The organism is Neobacillus sp. FSL H8-0543 (genome assembly GCF_038592905.1).
Classification (GTDB): domain Bacteria; phylum Bacillota; class Bacilli; order Bacillales; family Cytobacillaceae; genus Neobacillus.
Map to the genome: position 1 here is coordinate 220,001 of NZ_CP151943.1, position 21,134 is coordinate 241,134.

The following is a 21,134-nucleotide window of genomic DNA, read 5'->3' on the forward strand; positions in this document are numbered from 1 at the left end:
CTCCGATACTTGTTCTTCCCTAACAACAGAACTTTACGACCCGAAGGCCTTCATCGTTCACGCGGCGTTGCTCCGTCAGACTTTCGTCCATTGCGGAAGATTCCCTACTGCTGCCTCCCGTAGGAGTCTGGGCCGTGTCTCAGTCCCAGTGTGGCCGATCACCCTCTCAGGTCGGCTACGCATCGTTGCCTTGGTGAGCCATTACCTCACCAACTAGCTAATGCGCCGCGGGCCCATCTATAAGTGACAGCCGAAACCGTCTTTCAGCTTTCCCTCATGAGAGGAAAAGGATTATCCAGTATTAGCTCCGGTTTCCCGAAGTTATCCCAGTCTTATAGGCAGGTTGCCCACGTGTTACTCACCCGTCCGCCGCTAACCTTTAGGAGCAAGCTCCTAAAGATTCGCTCGACTTGCATGTATTAGGCACGCCGCCAGCGTTCGTCCTGAGCCAGGATCAAACTCTCCAAGAAAGTTGATTAGCTCATTTTGTTACGTTGGCTTAACTTCATATAGAAGTTAAAAATTTTGTTTGTTGACGTTCTTGTTTGTTTAGTTTTCAAAGAACAAATTCGCTAGGTCGTAACAGCGACAAAAAATATCTTACCATGTTTCCTAGTTCAAAGTCAACAACTATTTTCATTGTTTACTAGAATGAAATGATTTGTTAATATCCCTCGTTAAGGGAACTTTTCTATAATATCACCCTTCCCATTAACAATTCAATAGAAATTTATTCCAAATTTGATTTAGTTCTTTCGCAATCTAGCTGTTACGACTATATCCTCCTCCTCTTCTTAAGATACTTTACAATGAACCATAACAAAAGAAAAATGAGAATGATATAAATAAAAACCGAGAATTGATCCATTCTCTTAATAATTTCTTCCCATTTCTCCCCGACCCTTGCCCCAAGATTAATCAACACCGTATTCCAAATGATTGTTCCTAGGGTAGAAAAAAGTAAGAACAGCCAGAAGTTCATTTTTGCCATTCCCGCAGGTATAGAAATCAAACTCCGAATCAAAGGAATAAATCGACAGAAAAAGACCGTCCACACCCCATAGGTATCAAACCATGCATCCGCACGATATAAGTCTTCCTTCTTTAAGCGAAGAATATGTCCGTATCGCTCAATGATTCCTTCTAACTTATTAACATTTAAAAGAGTACCAAGGAGATACAAGAAAACAGCACCAAAAACAGAACCAAGAGTTGATGCAGCGATCACTCCTGATACCGTTAACCTGGTATGAGTTGTCATATACCCACCAAAAGTTAAAATCACTTCTGATGGTATTGGCGGAAAAATATTTTCTAAAGCAATAAGGAAAAACACTCCCCTGTATCCAAACTGTTCAATTAAATCCCTAATCCATATCTCCATCTTGTCCTCCATAATAATTAGAACTTCTCTAGCACTGTTCTGAAAAATGAAAACCTTAAGCCTGTATATATAACGTTTATTTATTAAGAAAGTTTCATTTCGAGCATAAAAGTAATTTTGCCAATTATTTCTATCAATTCTAATTGGTTTGTCCATATTTTACTTACTTTTATCCTTATTAAGACTCTTATATCAATTTTAAGGCGTCCGCCAAAGGAATATCCCCCGTTATTAGGTCAAAAGAACGGTAAAACGTATTTTCTTCAGTTAATGAATGCAGGATGGTTTTAGCCAAGTCCTCCCGCGGAATCGATCCACCCTTAATGTTCTCTGCAGTAGTAATTTTCCCGATCCCTGGTTCGTCCACTAACCTTCCAGGGCGAATAATAGTATATGTTAATTCGCTCTGTTCTAGAATTTTGTCCGCATAGTACTTTGCAACATAATACGGTACCATCTTCTCATTCCAACTTTCTCGTTTATGGGCCTGAATAGCACTGACCATAATAAATCGTTTGATTCCTACCATTTCGGCCGCTTCTACCGTTTTAACTGCTCCATCTAGATCAATCAAAAGTGTTTTATCAAATCCAGTATGTCTACCTGAACCAGCAGTAAAAACAATCGCATGACACCCCCTTGCAGCCTGTGCAATATCCTCTACACGATCTTCCAAACTAGTCACTGAAACCTCTACGCCTAATTTTGCAAAAGCCTCAGCTTGTTCTTCTTTTCTGACCATTGCCTTTACTGTATGCTCACTGCTTCCTCGCAGTAGATGAACAAGCTGTTTTCCAATTTTCCCATTTGCTCCTACAACTAAAACGTTCATTTTTAAAATCTCCTAACTTATTTAACTTAATTCTTTCATTATTCCATTCTCAATCCAACAAATCAAACAGGTCTTTTTTGTCAATCATAATAGGCGACAAGTAAATAGCTAAGAAAAAACCGCCTTTAAATAAGGCGGTTAAATTTTGGTTTGAACTACTTTTTCTTGTGTTCAAACTCGTCTTCTAATTTTCTAATTTCATCTAGCGATTTTTCTAGGGCTGCTTGTGGTCCTTTGAAGTGTTTCTTGTAATAACCTAAGTCCATGATCACCAGTATAATAAACATACCAATTAGGGCATAGGCGGCCATTTGATTTGGCGGGATTACCATCATTATACAAATAAAGGTAATCCAGATTAAGCTAACGATATTAATTGGCTTGCTCCATTTTCCTAAACTCCAAGGTCCGTAATGCTTGGGTTTGAATATTCCTCTTGATTCAGCTCTTAGTTTTAGAAAAATCGGAATTCCATAAGCAACATATAAACCCACAACACTAACCGCTGTTAAAAATGCAATTGTTGAGTAACCAACATCTGGATTAATTAGTTTAGTAATGTAATCAATAAGCGCTAATATAAACGAAAGAATAACAGCAAGCCAAATAGCTTTTGCAGGTGTACGGAATTTACGGCTAATTTCAGCCCAGTGACGGCTAAGCGGCATACCATTATCCCTTGAAAATGCATATAACATTCTTGAGAACGATGTAATCGATGAAAGCCCGCAGAAGAACATTGCAAATGTTACGAGCCATAGCACGATATTCCCAAACGTTCCCCCTAAAGCTTGACTGATGACATAGATGAAGGCATTGTCAGAATTAACTGCACCATTAGCATCCTGTATAGAAAGTGTTACAAAAGCAAGCATGATAAAACCAAATACAAACGAAAAGGCAACAGAGTTGTAAATTCCCCATGGAGCCCGAACCCGCGGATGAACGGTTTCTTCAATGGTATGTGCTGAGGCATCATAGCCTGTAAATGTCCATTGTGCTTGCAATAATCCAATTAAGAAAGCAAGGAAATACGGTTTATCAGAAAAGGTTTGCCCTACTTGAAACAAATAGTCGATTGGCTGTAGACCATCTTTTGTAAAAAAAGCTAGGCTTACCACTAAAATACCAACAACAATCATATGATACCAGGCAGAGAAATCATTTAATTTCGCTACGATTTTGATTCCAACATGGTTTAGGATTCCGTGTAATAGAAGAATAAAGCCAAAGACAATTAAGGTAGTAGTATCAGTAGTAGCATAGCCGAAGAGCGTTGCTAGAAGAGGATCTGCGAATAATGCGACAGAATAATCAATTCCGGCGACAATACCAATTTGTCCAATTAAGTTAATCCAAGCTGTATACCAGCCAATTCGTGTTCCTTTCAAGGTCGCAGCCCAGTGATACAAAGCTCCTGCTGTTGGAATGGCCGATGCTAACTCAGAGAGAGATGCCGCGACTAGAAGTACAAAAAAGGCAACAATGGTCCAGCCAAATCCCATCATCCCCGGACCGCCATAGAGCAATCCATGTCCATAGAGCGAAACGGCACCAGTTAAGATTGAGATAATTGAAAAAGAAATAGCAAAGTTTGAAAACCCGCCCATATCACGTAATAGCTCTTGGGCATAGCCATACCGGTTTAGCTGCTTTTTATCGTCCAACAATTGTTGGTCTCTATTTTTCATCCTTTTCTCCCCTTTCCTGCTTATTCGTTTTCTCTGCCAACGAAAATTTCATGGTCCTCCTCTTTAAAGGCTCTAACATTTTTATTTGCATTTAAGCCAATCGCTGTTCCTACTCCAAGCGTTAACAGCACTAAAGCAAATCCAATGATAACCCCCATTTTCCGCCCCCCTTTTCCTTTCTTCGTGTTGAAAACTATATTATAACTCTAGCTTCACACCGCTAACCTTTTGTTCAAGCATTTTCCGTAAGACTGTTCCGATATGTGCACCTGCCTCAATGGGCGGGGTCCCAAGTGGTTGGATATTGGAAATAACCGTGCGCTCAGATTCTATCATCCCTTTTCGCGGCCGGTAACACATATAGGCACTCATCGAACTAGCTGAGACGAGACCAGGCCGTTCACCAATCAACAATACAAGCACTTCCGGCTGAAGGATATCACCAATATGATCCATACAAGCAACCCTGCCACCTTTGACAAAAAAAGGAGTGCCACAGGATACGTTGTTAATTTTCAATGAATCTATTAGCGTCGGGTAGACATCTTTTAAATTTGTTTCAACAGCACTGGCACTCAGTCCGTCTGAGACGACAATTTGGACTTGTGGCTTCTTCTGGCAGCGGTCCTTAATGGTTTCAATGGCTGCAGCATTTAAAACACGACCCTTATCAGGTCTTTTTAGATAAACCTCTTTATTTTCATAGCATGTTTCGACCGTAAACAAATCGAATTCCGAGAGATATTTTTCGAGTACCTCACCGCCGACAGCATCGATTGCCGCTGCATGATCGAACTGCAGCTTTAACATCGTTTTCGTCAACGGTCTTGTACCTGTTCGCCAAACACCAATCCGTGCTGGAGTTGAGGCAACTAAATCAGCGATACCCTGTTGATAAGCTGGGTTCGGAATCGCCGTCACCCAATCTTCCTCCGAAAAATTTAATTCATTCTCGACAACTTCGGCTGCAGTCTCTGGTTCTGGTTCTAATTTTCGTTCCGTTGAGTATTTTTCCTGAAGCTGCTCCATAACTTTTTGAACAATAAACTCTATTTGCCCTTCCTTCAATATGGTTTCTCCCTCCTTATATAAAAATAGTTGGGTCACCTGCCCGTTCTGTTAATACACCGCCCTCCATGATGCCCATTCTCTCCAGCCATTTTTCAAAGTAAGGGGCAGGGCGCAACCCAAGCACGCTTCTAACCGATGCAATATCATGAAAGCTTGTCGATTGATAATTCAGCATGCAATCGTCGGCCATTGGTACACCAATAAGAAAATTCACTCCTGCAGAACCAAGTAAAATTGCGAGATTTTCCATATCATTTTGGTCGGCGTTCATATGATTTGTATAACAAACATCCACTCCCATTGGCAGGCCTTGAAGTTTCCCCATAAAATGATCCTCAAGCCCGGCACGAATGACTTGTTTGCTATTGTAGAGATACTCTGGTCCAATAAAGCCAACAACAGTATTAACAATAAACGGGTTATACTTTTTCGCTAGTCCATAACATCTAGATTCGAGGGTTACCTGATCAATACCATGATGGGCGTCTGAAGAAAGCTCGGAGCCCTGCCCAGTTTCAAAATACCAAAGGTTTGGACCGGCAGAAGTTCCTTCAGTTTGAATTAATTCATTCGCTTCATTTAATAGGTCAACACTTATTCCAAAGGCCTTGTTTCCTTCCTCGGTCCCCGCTAGACTTTGAAATAGCAAATCAGATGGAGCTCCATTCCTGATTGCCCTCATTTGTGTAGTTACATGGGCTAATACGCAGTTTTGCGTTGGAATTTGGAATCGATCAATTTCTTCTCTTGTCATTTGTAAAATTTGCTTTACACTATCTGCCGTATCTATGACTGGATTGACACCAATGACTGCATCACCAATCCCGTAGCTGAATGCTTCAAACATCGATGCCTTTATTCCCTGGATGTTGTCGGTGGGATGATTCGGCTGCGCCCTGCCTGCGAGGGTACCTTTAAAACCAATCGGATAATTGCATTGGGTGATAACTTCAATCTTGGATGCGGCTTGGATCAAATCCATGTTGCTCATTATTTTCGTGACCGCTGCGACCATCTCACTCGTTAACCCTCGGCGCAGCCTGCTGATTTCATTGTTTGTAGTTTGTTCAGAAAGTATCATTTCGCGTAGCTCTCTAATGGTCCAGTTTGACATCGATTGATAGATTTTCTCATTGATGGAAGTTTCTATCAGTCGTGAAACCTCGTCCTCTTCAGGTGCTAGGACTGGGTTGTTTCTAATATCATTAATCGTTAACTCGGATAAAAGATGACGGGCGGCTAAACGCTCCTGTGCATCATTGGCAGCAATACCAGCCAGTTGATCACCACTTTTTTCCTCATTTGCTTTTGCAAGAATATCTTTTAAACTACTAAATTGGTAGGTTTTATTGATCAAGGTTATTTTTGTCTTCATCATTTGTCACCTCCTGAAATAAATAGATTATTTTTGTAAGATTTGGCTATTTTTATTGTATTGCCATCTATGAAAAGGCCAAGGTTTTTACGATAACGGGTACCATCGTATCATTAAGGGGTTCTCCGATATCGATGTAGTCACCATGTTCGATGATTACCTGATCGATGCAAATCACTTCAAGTTTATGCTGCAACCGCAAAGATTGCCCTAAGGCCTTGCCCATGTCATTTTCACATACCACCGCCAAAACCAGTGAGTGCGGAAAATACTTTGTATATTGATTCCCAATGCCAAGCGCTAATTCCTTAATCTGTTTGTATGATAAATAAGGAATCGCACCTAAACCGAGAGCAAATGGCAACCGTTCGTTCGGCTGAAATAATTCTTTTCCTTTAATAATGGCATTTTCTATTTGTTGATCAAAATTCATTTCTGCAAGTTGGATCTTTACGATAGGAACATTTCGTAATGGCAATAAATGAGGCTGAATGGTAATGGTTGACCCACTGATTTTTGTGGATTGCATCCCTACCCCGATAACGGTTGCTCTTGATGTCCGGGCAGCTTTTATCACTTTAAAAGGGTATCTATTTAATGTATTTGAAAGCTCAGCCGCTAAGATTGGACCGAAATCTTGATATTTCGTTGCCTCCTTCAATGTGGTTGGGGAAGGTTCATCAAGGAGTCTTCCTATTCCGCCCGAAATCATCACTTCCTTAATCGGTGGAAGGGTATCACAAGATGTGCTGTGTACCAATGTATCAAGTGAAGAAATCGATTTTTTTCCAGATAGTACATTTAGCATGTCGGTACAGAGCTCCGCTGCGATTTCGCCCAACTCTTTAAGCGTAAGTTGGTTACCTTTTTCAATATGGAAATTTTTATAAGCAAGCCAAGGTTTTAAGGAAGGTGAAATGGATTGGACTACACCATTTTCGTTGATTTCCAACAATCTGCCGCCGAAGTGAAAGGTAATGGTTTCGAGTACCTTTCCTTGTTGGAAAAATACGACATTTGCGGTTCCGCCGCCAATATCAATATTAGCAATCGTCCCCTTAGACTTTTTCGAATGTTCAAATGCGCCAGATCCTCTTCCTGCTAAAACACCTTCCAAACTTGCCCCGGCAATGGCGACAACAAAATCACCTGCTCTCTCAGCTAGATAGTGAATCAGTGCATCGGCATTCTTTTTAATCGCTGTCTCTCCTGTTATAATCACTGCGCCTGATTTAATGTCAGAAAGTAATAGACCTGCATCGCGGTATTCCTTCTCAAGCCAACGTACTAAAAGGGGCAAATCTATTTCTTCTTCATTTACTAGCGGAGTTGAAATGATTTCACTCACATAGGTAACCTTGCGATCAATAATATCGAAATGGGGCAGTGCAAAATGACTTGAAACTCTCCCGAGTATCAGTTCACTAATCATAAACTTGGATGTACTAGTGCCAATATCAATCCCAATACTTTTAATTACATCATTGTACAAAAGTAGGTCACTCCCCTACTAAATAAGAAATCATCTAAAAATAGCGACAACTATTTAGTGATTGAAAAATCAACTAAAAATAAACAATTTTAGCCCTAGTTATAAACATCCTGCTGTTTCAGGATTAAATCTGCCACAGTACCGAGTGAAACTCGATTTTTCATACTATAATCCCTCATCCATTGATAGGCTTCTTCCTCGGACATCATCATAAATTCCATGACTTTTCCTTTTGCCATTTCAATCAAACGACGATTTTCCATCTTTTTCTTAAGAAATTGTATATCCCTTGAAAGGCATTCAAATTGCTGTTTTTGACTCATTGCGATTTCGATGGCCGGAATTAAGTCCACTTCTGTCACTGGCTTCACAAGGTAAGCGGTAACGCCCGAGTTCTTTGCCTCTTCGATCAACTCGCGCTGACTGTAAGCGGTTAATAAAAGAATGGCTGTATCTAGTTTTTTCCGAATAATCTTTGCCGCTTTTATTCCATTAAGAATAGGCATTTTAACATCCATGATGATTAAATCTGGCAGAAGCTTCAGGCTTTGTTCGACCGCTTCCTCACCATTTTTACATTCCTTCAAAATCTCATATCCTTCATCTATCAGCATTTCACGCAAATCCATCCGGGTTATCGGGTCATCATCGACAATCATGATTCTATGTTTCATCATGTTCCTTCTTCCCATCCAGAACTGGAAATGATATCGTTACTTTTGTTCCTTTTCCCGTATTCACAAATTGAATGGTCCCATTTAAGTCTTCATGAACCAATGTATGGCAAATTTCCAGACCTAAATTGCCGCCTATATGGGGATCAAAGTTAAAACCAACCCCATTATCGCTCACACTTATTTGCACAAAATCGATGTGATGCTTTAACTGAATTTGAATTTTTCCAATTGAAACTTCTTGAAAGGCATGATTCATAGCATTTTGAACAAGTTCATTTATGATTAGAGCCAATGAGCTTGCATTCCTCGAGTTTAGGTAGAGAGTGTCGCCTTCAACTTCGACACGAATCGATTGCTCCTGATCCTTCATCGAAAGGACAATTCCTTTTGACATATATTCAAAAATTTCCTTGCAATCGACCTCTTCTAATCCGTCCTGCGATAGAACCTCATGAATTATCGATATACTCATGATTCGATTAATGCTTTCGCGAAAAACTTTTTCTACCTCCAGGGAGTTCGATCTCCTCATTTGAAGTCTCAACAGACTAGCAATGGTTTGAAGGTTATTTTTTACCCGATGATGGATTTCTTTTATCACCGCAGACTTAATCATGATTTCCCGATCTTTTTCCTTCATTTCCGTTAGATCTCGCAATAGAAGAATTCCTCCTACTATCTTGTAACCTCGGTGAATACAAACTGCTTTGATTTGAACATAAAGATTGCCACGTTGAAATTCATCTGAAAGTACCCCGCCATGTTGTTCCAACTGTTCCATAGCAAACTTACCAAAGCATAGCTTTTTTACGTTCGTGCCTAACAACAGCGGGCGATGGCCAAATTCACGTAAAATCGCATGAGCGCGGTCATTCGCAAATGTAATTAAACCTTGGTCGTTAAAAATAAGTAATCCTTCATGGATGAGCGCTGGTATTTTGTTTTCTGTCATCGCCTGTTGAAATAAGGTTTCTCCCAGTTGCTCGGTAGTCTCCATCAGCATCTCGACCTGCTTTTCTTGTTCGACCATGTCAGTTATATCAGTCTCCATAATAAGTGCAGCAATGGTTTGCATTTGACTATTTTTGATCGCTATAACATTTTGTTGAATGCTAACATTTTCTTGTGATATCCCTCTTGATCCGATAACTGATTCCCCAGTTTGCAGGCAATAAAACACACCAGGTTCATTTTCCTTTAGGGCAATTTCGCCTTTTACAGGCCACTTGTACAAAGACTTCCCATTTTGCGGATGAGCTTCAGCAATAACGAGTGCGGTCTCCTTTAACGGCATGAGACAATCAATAAATACATCTGCTTGTGAAACATTTGCCCATAGTTGTAACTGGCTTGAGACTTCCAGAATAATCCTAATGTCATCTTCTGACAACGACGTTAGTTCCTTCACCATCTCTGCTATCAAATTTGTCCCTCTCCCCTGTGGTCAAGTTAGGTACTATATTATTCGCAACCTTCCACCAATATTCATCAGGGTAGGGCTTTGATACTATAAGATGGTTTGTTAATTCAGCAGGGAGTCTCCAAGGTACCTCTGGATGGCTGCTTTTAGCTCAGCGACACCTTCTAATGTAATAGAAGAAACTTGAAAAATATCACTTTTAGTGACTACCTGTTTTAATAATTGGTTTGCCCGTTCAAGATTCGCATCAGGATGATCAATTTTTGTAATCACTCCTACTGGGATAAGCGGAAATCCTTGTGAAAAATTTGGCGGAAGCATCTGATAATGTTTCGTTGCATCTTGGATAACAAGCAATACCTTTGCCTCCAACGATGTGGCCATTAAGGAACGGTAGAACATTGGATTTTCACTGTATTCACCTGGCGTATCAATAATCCAATCCACATAATGGAGGGCTTGTGTCTTCGTTGCGGGAGTAAGATCCTCAAGTAACCGTTTCGTTAAAGTCGACTTTCCAGAACCAATCGGACCAATCAGCATAACTTTACCTTTTTTCATGAGCGCGTAATCTCTGCCAGTTCAAATTTCAGATTTTTACTTAAAAATTGGTTGATCGCTTGAATCGCCATATCTACATTAGAAACCGTCCCGCAAATGACCAATGATCCCGTAAAACGATCCAAGTAACCGATATCCACATCAGCTGCTTTCGAAGCAATGTCAGCCGCAATAATCGAAGTTTCTGTTGGTGTTAATGTTAAGATTCCAATCGCCCCTGCCTGACTGAGTCCAAGCTTTGAATACAATACTTCATCAGGATTAGCAATAATATGAGCCAATGTCAGCTGTTTCCCTGGTACATATTCTTGAATAACCCGCTGTTTTTTCTCCATCAATGTTTTCATCACCTTCTTAATGTTCCTCGCCGACTTCCAAAGAATCAACAATTCCAACGACCACTGCATCAATCGGAGCATCTTTGTTAAACATCGTTCGAGCAGGACTTCCTCGTGAGATAATTACCCGTTCACCCTGGCCAGCCCCAATCCGGTCTGCGGCGATAATTGGTTGCCCGATAGACCCGCCCTCCCAAGTAATTGGTTCAATGATTAATAGTTTCAACTGTTTCATTCCATCCTCTTTTTGTGTGCACCAGATACTCCCGATTACTTTGCCAAGAATCATTGCCCAGCCCCCTTGTGATGATGGAGTTTGATCCTTTTTTCATTAATGAAATCCTTCGCCAGTGGTGTGATAATGGTTTCCGCATGAATAATAAGTGTTTTTGAATCTAATTGATTCTTGACGAGCCAATCCGATGTTAACACCTTGTCTTGAAAACTTAATGTCACTTGACTTACCAATTCACTTGAAAATAATATACTTTTAACTTTTTCATGGAGAAGAGCTTGATTGGAAAAATGTATCCCCATCTCTTTTAGCTTCCCTTTATAACTATCAAATTGCTTTCGTAAAGGCGGCGGTAATCCTAAAGCTTTTAGCGTCCTTCGATCGGACCGTTTAATACCTGGTGTATCCTCACCAATAATAATAGGTTTCTGTAAAACAAGTGCAGCATAAATGATCTCTGCCTTGACCGACCCCTTTAAGCCAGAACAGGCCCGTGCTGCATTATCTAAATCAATTTCCGGAATAACAATCGCATCATAATCCATTGGTAGTTCGATAGGAGCTTTTGCATAATCATCGGCTGCAATAATTTGCTTGGCACCCGTCGACTGAATTTGATGTAATCCCAGCCATGCCGAGGTTTCCCCATCTAAAAACAAGAGATCAAAATCAATCTGATTGGTTTTTAAATAGATAAATTGGTCAGTAAATGCCTCATTTGCAGAACTTTCACAAAAAATATATAATACCCTTTTTCTAGTAATATTTTGCATTAGCAATTCCTGTGTGATTCTTTCCACAAGATTTTGGAGCTGTTGGTTATCCATCTTGCTCATCCCCTAGAATGGTCGAAAATAAACTGCGATTCTTCCCAATCACCCGCACTGTGTCACCAGTATTTACCCCTGATGCATTAGCCTCATCCATGTCAATATGAAATTCAAGTTGATACTCTTCCTGTACTCTAACAGTCACATCATGAAAAATAACCGGCCGTTTGTTTGATTTGACAATTAAAGAGTCACCATTTATAACATCAAAAATCTTTGCATCCGCCTTCGATAGATGAACATGGTTTTTAGCAATAATCAATCCGGTATCAATCGTGACCGATCCAACTGGACCAACAATTGTTATTCCAGGTGTTCCCTCAATCAATCCAGAGGGTCTTATTGGCGGATGAACGCCCAAAGTAAAACCATCTGTTTTTGATATCTCGATTTGTGTATGATTTCGCAACGGCCCTAAAATTCTAACGTTCTGAAGCACTCCTTTTTGACCAACGATCGTTACCGTCTCGTATGCCGCAAATTGCCCAGGCTGTGATAGCGACCGTAGTACTGTTAACGATGCTCGATCACCAAACAATAGATGAAAATGGTATTCACTTAAATGAGCATGGCGATTGGATACCCCTACTGGAATGGTTAACTGAACGGAATTACTCACTACAGCCTTATCTGCTACGATAGGAATTTTTCTATCTAATAAAAAATCTTTTGCCGAAGGTGTTAGCTTATCGCCTTCCTGTAACGGGAACTCTTTCGGCAGTTTTTGTTTGGACAATAGGCTGCGCAGGCATTTTTCAGTAATGACCGCCACTTAGCTTTACCCTTCCAATTTCGGCAGCATTAACTCAATATCTGAATGTGGCCGTGGAATGACATGCACGGAAATAAGTTCACCAACATTCGATGCCGCTGCCGCTCCTGCGTCCGTTGCTGCCTTTACCGCTCCAACATCACCGCGTACCATAACCGTAACGAGCCCGCCGCCTACTTGAACTTTTCCGACTAATCGAACATCTGCCGCTTTAACCATTGCGTCCGCAGCCTCAACCGCACCTACCAACCCTTTCGTTTCAATCATTCCTAATGCCGACGTTTCTCTCGCCATAATCGATAACCTCCTAAGTTAATTGACTAATAACTTGCATCACGATTTTTGTGATTTCTTCTACACTTATTTCTCCCTCGGAACTCTCTAATTCTATCTGTTGTGAATTGTTATCCATTTCACGAATTCCAAATGCTACTCGTTTGATATTCAATAAATGCTGTGGTCCAATGTTGTCTGTGGTAATGTTGTTGCCATAAGTGCCACAGCCTAATGTCATCGAAGGAAAGATGCCAGTTGTCGCGCCAATTCCACCAAAGGTCGTACCAGAATTGACGATAACTCGAGATGCTGGTTTCTTTAATGCGAAGGCAAGAATGACCTCGTCTTCATTTGCATGGATACCAATGGTATGGCCAAGGCCGCCAACCTCTAACAGTTTCATAGATATTTCACAGCCTTCTTGCCAATCCTTCACTGTGTAAAAGGCTAAAACGGTTGATAGTTTTTCCAGTGAAAAAGGTGCATTTTTTCCAATATCCTCTTCTTCTCCAACAAGAATTTTAGTACCTTCAGGTATACCAATCCCTGCCAACTCTGCAATCTCTAGTGGAGACCTTCCGACAATTTGAGTGTTCAAGCTATTATTTTTTAATAGAATCCCAGCAACCTTTTCTTTTTCAGCGGGATTTAGAAAATAAGCTCCTTTTTTCTGCAACTCTGTTAAAAATCTATCTTTGATTTCTTCATCAACAACAACGGCTTGTTCCGAAGCACAGATTGTTCCATAATCAAATGCTTTACTTTCAATTATTTGCCGGGCTGATCTGGTGATATTAGCACTTTTGTGAACATAAACAGGCACATTTCCTGGCCCTACACCGTAGGCTGGCTTGCCAGAGCTGTATGCAGCCTTGACCATCCCCGGCCCACCCGTTGCTAAGATTAAATTTGTTTTTATATGTGACATTAACTCTCTTGATGCATCCAAGGAAGAATGTTCTATGCCCTGTACTGCCCCTTCAGGAGCCCCGGCTGCAATAGCAGCGTCATTCATGATTTTTACTGCCTGAAGGGAGCAATTAAGTGCGGCAGGATGTGGGCTAAAAACAATGGCATTTCTAGCTTTGATTGCAATTAAAGCTTTAAAAATAATTGTCGAGGTTGGATTGGTAGAAGGGATAATACCAGCTATCACACCCACTGGCTCAGCAATTTCCCAAACCTTCTTTCCCTCGTCTACCTGAATGATTCCAACAGTTTTCATATCCTTTATCGCATCATGTACTCGTTGGGCAGCAAATAAGTTTTTCGTTACCTTATCCTGTACATTACCAAATCCCGTTTCCTCCACTGCTAGTCTAGCTAACATTTCGGCTGCTTTTGCCGCTTCTTCACTCATATTCCTTACGATAGAATCAATTTCAGCCTGGGAAAGTTGTTCTAAACTTTTTTGTGCAACTGCAGCAAGATGCACTTTATCACGAACTTCTTGAATCGATATTAAGTCATTGTCTAGGTTCATTGTTAATGTCTTCCCTTCTAAAATGAACTATGGGGAGAAAGGGCAATTTTCTTTACCATATTGGCAAATGCTTCGGCTGCTGCAGCACAAGAGGATTGACTGCCAGTTAGAAGTCCACCTCCAAAGTTTGTTTCTGTTGGCGGACCATAAAATACACAAAGACGAACATCCGCCGCTTTCAGGGCAGCATCTAAACCGAGGATTGCTTCTAACGGGGGAGCAATCAAATAAGCTAACGGCTCACCGGGTTTGATTCCGGCTACCTTTGATAAATATGTCCCAGTCCTTGAAATAGTGTGGGCATAATAGGCATGATGCGCTTCCTCATCCACCGCATAAAACGTCGGTCCCTCATTGATCATCTGAACCGCAACTTCTAATCCGCTCTTTACCTCTGACGGAGTTGCCCCGCCTAATATTCCTAAAAATTCACCCGATAATGGACCAGAAGAATGTGCAGCCCCCGCATAAAAGGATTTCGCATAGATCACCTCTACTGCTGCCATCTTTGTAGCTTCATCTAATGCTGTATATCCGACATCATCACTTGTACTTGTGATAAGGGCTAAGCTTTTAATAAATGGCGGTACTTGTAGCTGCTCTCTTAAGCCATCATCAACATTAGGTATGATTCTACTCGACAGTGCAAAGGCAGGAATTCGTTTTATCTCCACATACTCACCTCCCTTAAAAACAAAAAAGTGCCATGAATACAGTACTAAACTTAGACTGCATACAAGGCACCTTTGCCATCTTCTATTCACTTACTAACATCCTATTAACTTTAAATTTTTTTATGACTATATTCTATTGGAGTAGCATTGATTCATTTGTTGAGACACTCAAATGGTTTTTATCATATAATTTGTTTTTAAAGGAGTTTTTACTAAAGAAATAGAATAATTTATACTAACTTATTTTTTTGAATATTAAATTAGCTTTGGAGGTGATCCTTGATGAAACAATGGTCGAAAGAAATTGAAATAGATTCACCTATCGAAAACGTTTGGGAGCTGTTTGACGGCAGTTTGGAAAAAATGCAAAAGATTATGCCTCAAGTCGTTAGTAACACACCCGTTAAAGTAACGGAAGAAGGCGTTGGCACTATCTATCGTCAGCAATATAAAGAAGGCAAGCGAATTGAGGAGTATGATGTAAAAACACTAGAGTATGTGGATACTCCCGATTATAAGAAAATGAAAGTAGGTTTTACCCTTGCCAACATGTTTGAAATCACGGCATTCTATGAAGTCAAGAAAATAAACGAGCAGAAAACTCTATTTAGTTACACAACAACCAATCGTCCCTTAAAAGCGTTCCTCAAGCTATTTCTTCTATTTGGAAGTGACAAGGTAGTAGTTAAGTTTGTTAACCGTGTGAAAGAGATTGCAGAATCTGAAAATGCGTTAGTTTGATTCATTTGAGAGGAGAGTACAATGGTAGATTATCGTTTTTCACATCGGCTAAAGGTTAGGTATTCGGAGATTGATGGACAAAAGATTGTTTTTAATGCCCACTACTTAACATATATCGATGTTGCTGTAAGTGAATATTTCCAATCGCTTTTGGAGCATGACTTCGGCACTACCTTTGATTTTGTCCTGGCAAAATCAACGTTAGAGTATAAGAGATCCGCCTATCTAAATGATTGGTTAACCATTTGGTGCAGAATGGATAAGGTGGGCAATAAGAGTATGACGATGAATTTCATGATCACTAGAGAAGATGATGCTGAACCAATTTTGTTAGCCGAGATTATTTACGTGAGTGTTGATCCTGAAACCATGTTAACATCGCCAGTTCCAGACTTTGTACGTGAACGTATTGAACAATTCGAATTAGAGCCCAGGTAAATCGAATAATAAAAATTTCTCATCCATGAGATGAGGAATTTTTTTTGTTTGTTCATCATTAACTTATTAGGCTTGAAATCATATTTTAGTTTAAGATTTGCTCTCCTACGGTATACGAATCAACAATGACTACTTTTCTCTTAAAAAGGAAATTCAGTACAGATTTCGTTTAATTCTTTTATTAGTGCCAGCATTCGTCTTCCTCCAGCCTATTATCATTCTTTTCATTTGGAACTTTTAACCTTTATATCATTTTTCCAAATCGCCAGCTTAAACATAAAAAAATCAATGTTGGAAATAATAACCTCGGGTAACCTTGAAAGGATGGGATGGAAAATGTCATTAGAATGGTTTGACAGAGTATGCGGCGAACTGCAAGATCATCTGGAGTCGATTTGTGAAGAGTATGACCAGGTTGGTCAAATGTCCATTGAAAGAGCTGCCAAACATCCGAGGATTGAATTTTTCGTTGAAACGGAAGATGTTAACACAGAAGAACTTGATCGTGACTATTTTTGCACATTGTTCTTCGATCCACAAAATGAAGAATTTTATATCGATACCTTTGATGTTGACAGTGGACATACGGCAAAAATCATCCTTTCAGACATAGAAGATATTATCGATGAGGTGCATGAGAGTCTCCATGACTACATGAACGACGACGATCATTACACGGAGGATGGTCTATATCTCACTTCTGATGCTTTTTATGAGGATGGAACAGAGGTTGAAGTAGTCTATTCTGATGATGAGGATGATGAATTTCAACAAGTAGGAAGTGATTTCTTTGAGGAGATTGATGTGGAGTGGTCAACACCTGAGGTTACTGCTTTTAAGCATGAAGATGAGGTAGAAGTGACTTATCAATTTGGAGTAGTACAAGAAACAGGTGATGGCGTTCTTAAAAGAATCAATCGCATATGGACCACCGATGATGATTTACTTAAAGACGAATCCCATTTTATTTTTAGCAAAGAGGAAGCTAGTACGATCATCGCCATGATTGCCAGTCATATGGACCAATTAAGTGAGTTTGATTTTGAGGATAGCTTATAAAAAGAAACAACGAGCACTCCGATAGCTGAGTGCTCGTTACTTTTGGTATTATTCTAAAATAATGTTGGATTAATAGCTTCAGTTTACATAATATTGTTATGGTCTCTTATTTCCATTAATCAACCGTATAGTCAATTTCAATAAGATCCCATGCTGTAATAATTCCTAAAGGCGCTTCATTATTGTTACCATTTTCAGTAATGATGACTCCCTCTAACTTCTGTTTTTCTTTATGTGATTTTCCAAAGATATTTTCTACTTCAAAAATGTTAACGCTTTTTGGCACAATGTGGACGGGTTGTTCTTTCTCATATATTAAAATATCGCTGACATGTACATCAGCTAAGTTCACGGTACTGCTTTCAATATTCTTGGCCAGCCATTTTACAATCGTTCCTGCCGTCAAAAGTCCAATGCATTCTTTGTTTTTATAAATCGGAAATTTAGAATAACCGTACTCTCTTATCGCTTTAATTACCTTTAAGATATTGTCATGATAATCGAAGAATTTTACATTTTTCGTAGCAATAGTCAGCGCGTAATTGGGACGATTAAATACATGGGCAATTTTCTCAATATGCTCGACCACTTTGGCATTCGGTTCAGCAATATAATAACCAATTTCCATCTTTTCATGGACAATCGCATTTCGAAGCTTTGCGTATTGTTCAAGGTCCTTTTTAAAGGTTTCAATAATCTGATATTTTTTTGCTCCTACCTTCACTAACACTACGAATCTCTCATCATTTATTTGAACAATATCCTTCATGGCATCATGAACTTGATTAAAGGCTACTTCAAATCGTTCAGATAATATCTGTCCATTCTTTTTGACCGGTTTCATTTCGCTCTCCCTACCATTTTTCTTTAATTATATAATCAATATAGAGATAGGGAAATATCAATTTCTGAAATAATAAAAAGGGCAGCAATTACTATGCTCCCCCCTTCCTTGTATTACTGATTTACTAAGATTGTAATGATTTTATTCTCTATTCTTTTCCCAAAAGAATCATCCAACAAATTATTTAACATAATGGAAAAAATCAGAGTTTGTCCACTTTTTGTTTGAACATATCCAGATAAACTGCTGACAGATGTGATGGTGCCCGTTTTAGCCTTTACCTTGCCTTTAAAAATAGGCTCCTTCAACCGATTCCGCAATGTACCTCCAAGCATTTTATCCTGTTCACCCGCATATGGCAGTGATTTTAATAGCGTCGGAAACCATGTTTGATTCTGCACGGCAAAAAGCAATTGAGATATCTGATTGGCGGGTATTAAATTTGCTTGAGATATCCCAGAACCGTCCCTTAGCAAGAGTGTGTCAGTGTCCACTCCGAATTTAGCCAACTCCGTTTCCAATACAGCAAGACCCTTTTCCCAGCTTCCTTCACCTTTAACAACCTTCCCCATTTCCTTCACTAAAGTTTCAGCATGGCCGTTGTTGCTTAGTTTCATAAATGGGACGAGTAATTCTGAAAGTGGGATGGATTGGCGAGTATGCAAACTAATTGCCTCGTCTGGTGTTGTTCCTGTTTTCGTTTTTCCTGTTATTTGGATACCATGATCCGTTAGTGCTTGCTTAAAGAGAGCCATCGCATAACGGGTTGGCTCCCAAACACCAATCCATTCCTTTTCAATCTTTGATTTAAGAGGTATCGTACCTTTAATGATGATTGTATTCTTTGCATGTTGGCGCTCAATGACTATTTCCTTTTTTCCATCCTCTGGCACGGTTTCTGTCCGATTGATTATTTTCACAAAATCCGTATCTGGTGTTACTTTCACATCAGCTCTGTCACCTTTTCCTGTTCCTGGATCTATTTCAACAAGAACAGAACCTGAGTCAAAATCTGTCGTTGGCGATGCAGTTAGCGCTGAAACTTGAGCACCATAATAAGCTTGTTCGTCACTCCAGGATAGGTCGGTGGAATAACGGACATCATCATACCATTTGTCGTCGCCAATTAGATTACCGTTAATTTTTTTGATTCCTAGTTTTTTAATTTCCAATGCCATGTTTTCAAAGTCTGCTATAAGTAAGGTTGGATCACCCTTTCCTTTTAAATAAAGATTCCCTTCTAAGGTTTTCTTTTTCACGAGACCATCTGTTAGTACTTCTGTTATGAACCGATAATCTTGCCCTAATACGGACAGGGCTGCTGCAGCAGTTAGCAGTTTCATATTTGAGGCTGGCCTCAGGCGGATATCACCTAAATGGTCGTAGAGGAATTCACCCTTAATAGCAGAGCGGATGCTTACTCCTGCAATCGCCCCTTTTAAGTCTGGTTCCTCCATTAATAGCTGATTCAACTTTTGCGTCAAATTTTCATTTTCTAACCTTGCAAATGCGTGGTGCAGGTTTGGGAGGAATACGGCACAAAGGATAAACAACATTAGTACATATGTTTTTACTCTTTTAAACAACTCTATTTCCAACCTTCCTAATAAAAAATATATCTTTCTTCCCGACTATTCTTTCACAATTGTTATATTCCTAGACAAATATGCCCAATTTTGTGGTGCCGGCAAACTGATTTGCCAAAAGGTTGTTCCCGATAGCTGATACCTGTCAAGTAACCGATATTTCTCGATAAAACTGCGAATGTCATCGAACCAAACGACATGCTCTACATTGTTTACCCAATATCGATACCATGGTGACTTTGCGGTTTCGTCAAATTGTATGGGAGAACCGGTTGATAACGCCAGATTTTGTGCAGCAAGTACGGACAAGGCGTGTGTAGTATTTGTCCCTACAACTTTATCGTAACCATACAATGGCATTGCAATCTGTAGTTTACGAGGATTAATTTGTGTGATGGAGTATTGGATAACTTGCTCAATCCACCAGGCTGGTGAGACAGGATCTGGCGGGCCGCCTGGGTAACCATAATCAATTGTCATAACAGCAACAATGTCTGCAACCGCTCCGATTGCTGCATAATCATATGCACCAATAATACGATTCGTTGGAATATCCTTTGTTTTAGCATGAACATTTACATGTAAAATTAGTTCTCCTAATGCCTTTTTTAAATCTGCTAAAAATAAAACAAAGTTTTGCCTTTGCGGTGGAGGGATAAATTCAAAGTCAATGCTCACACCGCCAAATCCTCTTTGCTTTATTAAATTCACGATACTTACCACAAGATTGTGGCGATAGGTTGGATTTCCTAGCACATTTCCTACCAGTTCAGGGCTAAAATCAACCCCTGTAAAGTTTCGAATCATCAATAAAGGAGTAATATTCAATTCAAGGCTACGTCTTACGATCACTAAATCCTCTATCTCATTGTAAGCATATCCTTCATTTGTAAATGAATAGGCTACTACCGCTAAGTAAGTTAATTGAGAAGCAAGTTGATCAAGTATCGCAATGACTGTACTCTCTGAAGATGGAACAATAAATCCAAGTGTGGCAATTTCCATTTTTACAGTCGTTGGGATATTGATGATTTGACCAATGAAAAGCAGATTCGGATTCACCCCTGGATTTGCTGTGAGAATGCTAGCGAGATCAGTGTTGAATTTTTGTGCTAAATGCCAAATTTGATCTCCTGCTTTTATTTGATAGGTGCGGACTACTGGCAGGTTATCTGGAATATAGAGTGCAAGGCCTGGGACGATATTACCAGCAGAAGGTAACCCATTGTACGTTACAATTGTTTGTACTGGTACACCGTATAAGTTTGAAATAGCCCACATACTTTCTCCTGAACGAACCACATGAACAGCCATTATCTCTCACCCCTTTTACCAACATCATATGGGTTACTTAA

Annotated in this window: 23 protein-coding genes and 1 rRNA gene (1 of these 24 cut by a window edge); 3 read left to right on the forward strand and 21 right to left on the reverse strand. The window is 39.9% G+C overall.

Features of this window, described 5'->3' with window-relative positions; all coding sequences use genetic code 11:
* The 18 genes from NSS81_RS01135 to eutL all read right to left on the reverse strand — a co-directional run.
* Positions 1-470: ribosomal RNA gene (locus tag NSS81_RS01135) — 16S ribosomal RNA — on the reverse strand (it extends 1,078 nt beyond the left edge of the window).
* 305 nt (positions 471-775) lie between these two features.
* On the reverse strand, positions 776-1,384 hold the full coding sequence (locus tag NSS81_RS01140; RefSeq protein WP_342431743.1) for a DedA family protein: 609 nt from the start codon (positions 1,382-1,384) through the stop codon (positions 776-778).
* A gap of 187 nt (positions 1,385-1,571) precedes the next feature.
* Positions 1,572-2,216, reverse strand: coding sequence for an SDR family oxidoreductase (locus tag NSS81_RS01145; protein WP_342431744.1), 645 nt, complete (start codon positions 2,214-2,216; stop codon positions 1,572-1,574).
* Between the two features lie 155 nt (positions 2,217-2,371).
* A complete protein-coding gene (locus NSS81_RS01150) occupies positions 2,372-3,907 on the reverse strand; it encodes an amino acid permease (protein WP_342431745.1) in 1,536 nt (511 codons plus the stop codon).
* A 20-nt stretch (positions 3,908-3,927) separates the two neighbouring features.
* Complete coding sequence (locus tag NSS81_RS01155; RefSeq protein WP_342431746.1) at positions 3,928-4,065, reverse strand: hypothetical protein; 138 nt, start codon at positions 4,063-4,065, stop codon at positions 3,928-3,930.
* A 40-nt stretch (positions 4,066-4,105) separates the two neighbouring features.
* A complete protein-coding gene (gene eutC, locus NSS81_RS01160; protein ID WP_342433893.1) occupies positions 4,106-4,936 on the reverse strand; it encodes an ethanolamine ammonia-lyase subunit EutC in 831 nt (276 codons plus the stop codon).
* A gap of 55 nt (positions 4,937-4,991) precedes the next feature.
* Positions 4,992-6,353, reverse strand: a complete 1,362-nt coding sequence (locus tag NSS81_RS01165; RefSeq protein ID WP_342433894.1) for an ethanolamine ammonia-lyase subunit EutB — start codon at positions 6,351-6,353, stop codon at positions 4,992-4,994.
* A gap of 67 nt (positions 6,354-6,420) precedes the next feature.
* Complete coding sequence (locus NSS81_RS01170) at positions 6,421-7,845, reverse strand: ethanolamine ammonia-lyase reactivating factor EutA (RefSeq protein WP_342431747.1); 1,425 nt, start codon at positions 7,843-7,845, stop codon at positions 6,421-6,423.
* Between the two features lie 95 nt (positions 7,846-7,940).
* Positions 7,941-8,522 carry a response regulator gene (locus tag NSS81_RS01175; RefSeq protein ID WP_342431748.1) on the reverse strand — a complete coding sequence of 194 codons (582 nt, stop codon included), beginning with the start codon at positions 8,520-8,522 and terminating at the stop codon, positions 7,941-7,943.
* A complete protein-coding gene (locus tag NSS81_RS01180; RefSeq protein WP_342431749.1) occupies positions 8,509-9,945 on the reverse strand; it encodes a sensor histidine kinase in 1,437 nt (478 codons plus the stop codon). Before NSS81_RS01180 ends, NSS81_RS01175 begins: the two co-directional genes overlap by 14 nt.
* A gap of 99 nt (positions 9,946-10,044) precedes the next feature.
* The gene (locus NSS81_RS01185; RefSeq protein ID WP_342431750.1) at positions 10,045-10,503 is read right to left on the reverse strand and encodes a EutP/PduV family microcompartment system protein; all 459 of its coding nucleotides are present in this window, start codon (positions 10,501-10,503) and stop codon (positions 10,045-10,047) included.
* Complete coding sequence (locus NSS81_RS01190; protein ID WP_342431751.1) at positions 10,500-10,841, reverse strand: BMC domain-containing protein; 342 nt, start codon at positions 10,839-10,841, stop codon at positions 10,500-10,502. The genes NSS81_RS01185 and NSS81_RS01190 overlap by 4 nt, the downstream gene beginning before the upstream one ends.
* Positions 10,842-10,857: 16 nt before the next feature.
* The gene (locus tag NSS81_RS01195) at positions 10,858-11,130 is read right to left on the reverse strand and encodes a EutN/CcmL family microcompartment protein (protein WP_342431752.1); all 273 of its coding nucleotides are present in this window, start codon (positions 11,128-11,130) and stop codon (positions 10,858-10,860) included.
* On the reverse strand, positions 11,127-11,903 hold the full coding sequence (locus NSS81_RS01200; RefSeq protein WP_342431753.1) for a hypothetical protein: 777 nt from the start codon (positions 11,901-11,903) through the stop codon (positions 11,127-11,129). Before NSS81_RS01200 ends, NSS81_RS01195 begins: the two co-directional genes overlap by 4 nt.
* Positions 11,896-12,642 carry a phosphate propanoyltransferase gene (pduL, locus tag NSS81_RS01205; RefSeq protein WP_342431754.1) on the reverse strand — a complete coding sequence of 249 codons (747 nt, stop codon included), beginning with the start codon at positions 12,640-12,642 and terminating at the stop codon, positions 11,896-11,898. Before pduL ends, NSS81_RS01200 begins: the two co-directional genes overlap by 8 nt.
* Before the next feature lie 42 nt (positions 12,643-12,684).
* Positions 12,685-12,972, reverse strand: a complete 288-nt coding sequence (locus NSS81_RS01210) for a BMC domain-containing protein (protein ID WP_342431755.1) — start codon at positions 12,970-12,972, stop codon at positions 12,685-12,687.
* A gap of 13 nt (positions 12,973-12,985) precedes the next feature.
* Positions 12,986-14,437: an acetaldehyde dehydrogenase (acetylating) gene (locus tag NSS81_RS01215; RefSeq protein ID WP_342431756.1), complete on the reverse strand. Its 1,452-nt coding sequence runs from the start codon at positions 14,435-14,437 to the stop codon at positions 12,986-12,988.
* A gap of 17 nt (positions 14,438-14,454) precedes the next feature.
* Positions 14,455-15,111: an ethanolamine utilization microcompartment protein EutL gene (eutL, locus tag NSS81_RS01220; RefSeq protein WP_342431757.1), complete on the reverse strand. Its 657-nt coding sequence runs from the start codon at positions 15,109-15,111 to the stop codon at positions 14,455-14,457.
* 282 nt (positions 15,112-15,393) lie between these two features.
* Between eutL and NSS81_RS01225 the strand changes: the two genes are divergently transcribed.
* The 3 genes from NSS81_RS01225 to NSS81_RS01235 all read left to right on the forward strand — a co-directional run bounded on the left by NSS81_RS01225 (position 15,394) and on the right by NSS81_RS01235 (position 17,349).
* The gene (locus NSS81_RS01225) at positions 15,394-15,852 is read left to right on the forward strand and encodes an SRPBCC family protein (RefSeq protein WP_342431758.1); all 459 of its coding nucleotides are present in this window, start codon (positions 15,394-15,396) and stop codon (positions 15,850-15,852) included.
* Between the two features lie 21 nt (positions 15,853-15,873).
* On the forward strand, positions 15,874-16,290 hold the full coding sequence (locus tag NSS81_RS01230; protein WP_342431759.1) for a thioesterase family protein: 417 nt from the start codon (positions 15,874-15,876) through the stop codon (positions 16,288-16,290).
* 336 nt (positions 16,291-16,626) lie between these two features.
* Positions 16,627-17,349, forward strand: a complete 723-nt coding sequence (locus NSS81_RS01235; protein WP_342431760.1) for a hypothetical protein — start codon at positions 16,627-16,629, stop codon at positions 17,347-17,349.
* A gap of 115 nt (positions 17,350-17,464) precedes the next feature.
* On the opposite strand, the gene NSS81_RS01240 is transcribed toward NSS81_RS01235, so the two are convergent.
* From NSS81_RS01240 to NSS81_RS01250, 3 genes are all read right to left on the reverse strand, one after another.
* Positions 17,465-18,193, reverse strand: a complete 729-nt coding sequence (locus NSS81_RS01240; protein ID WP_342431761.1) for a CBS domain-containing protein — start codon at positions 18,191-18,193, stop codon at positions 17,465-17,467.
* 113 nt (positions 18,194-18,306) lie between these two features.
* On the reverse strand, positions 18,307-19,779 hold the full coding sequence (gene dacB / locus NSS81_RS01245; RefSeq protein WP_342433895.1) for a D-alanyl-D-alanine carboxypeptidase/D-alanyl-D-alanine-endopeptidase: 1,473 nt from the start codon (positions 19,777-19,779) through the stop codon (positions 18,307-18,309).
* A gap of 45 nt (positions 19,780-19,824) precedes the next feature.
* The gene (locus NSS81_RS01250; RefSeq protein ID WP_342431762.1) at positions 19,825-21,093 is read right to left on the reverse strand and encodes a glycosyl hydrolase family 18 protein; all 1,269 of its coding nucleotides are present in this window, start codon (positions 21,091-21,093) and stop codon (positions 19,825-19,827) included.
* Between the last annotated feature and the right edge of the window lie 41 nt (positions 21,094-21,134).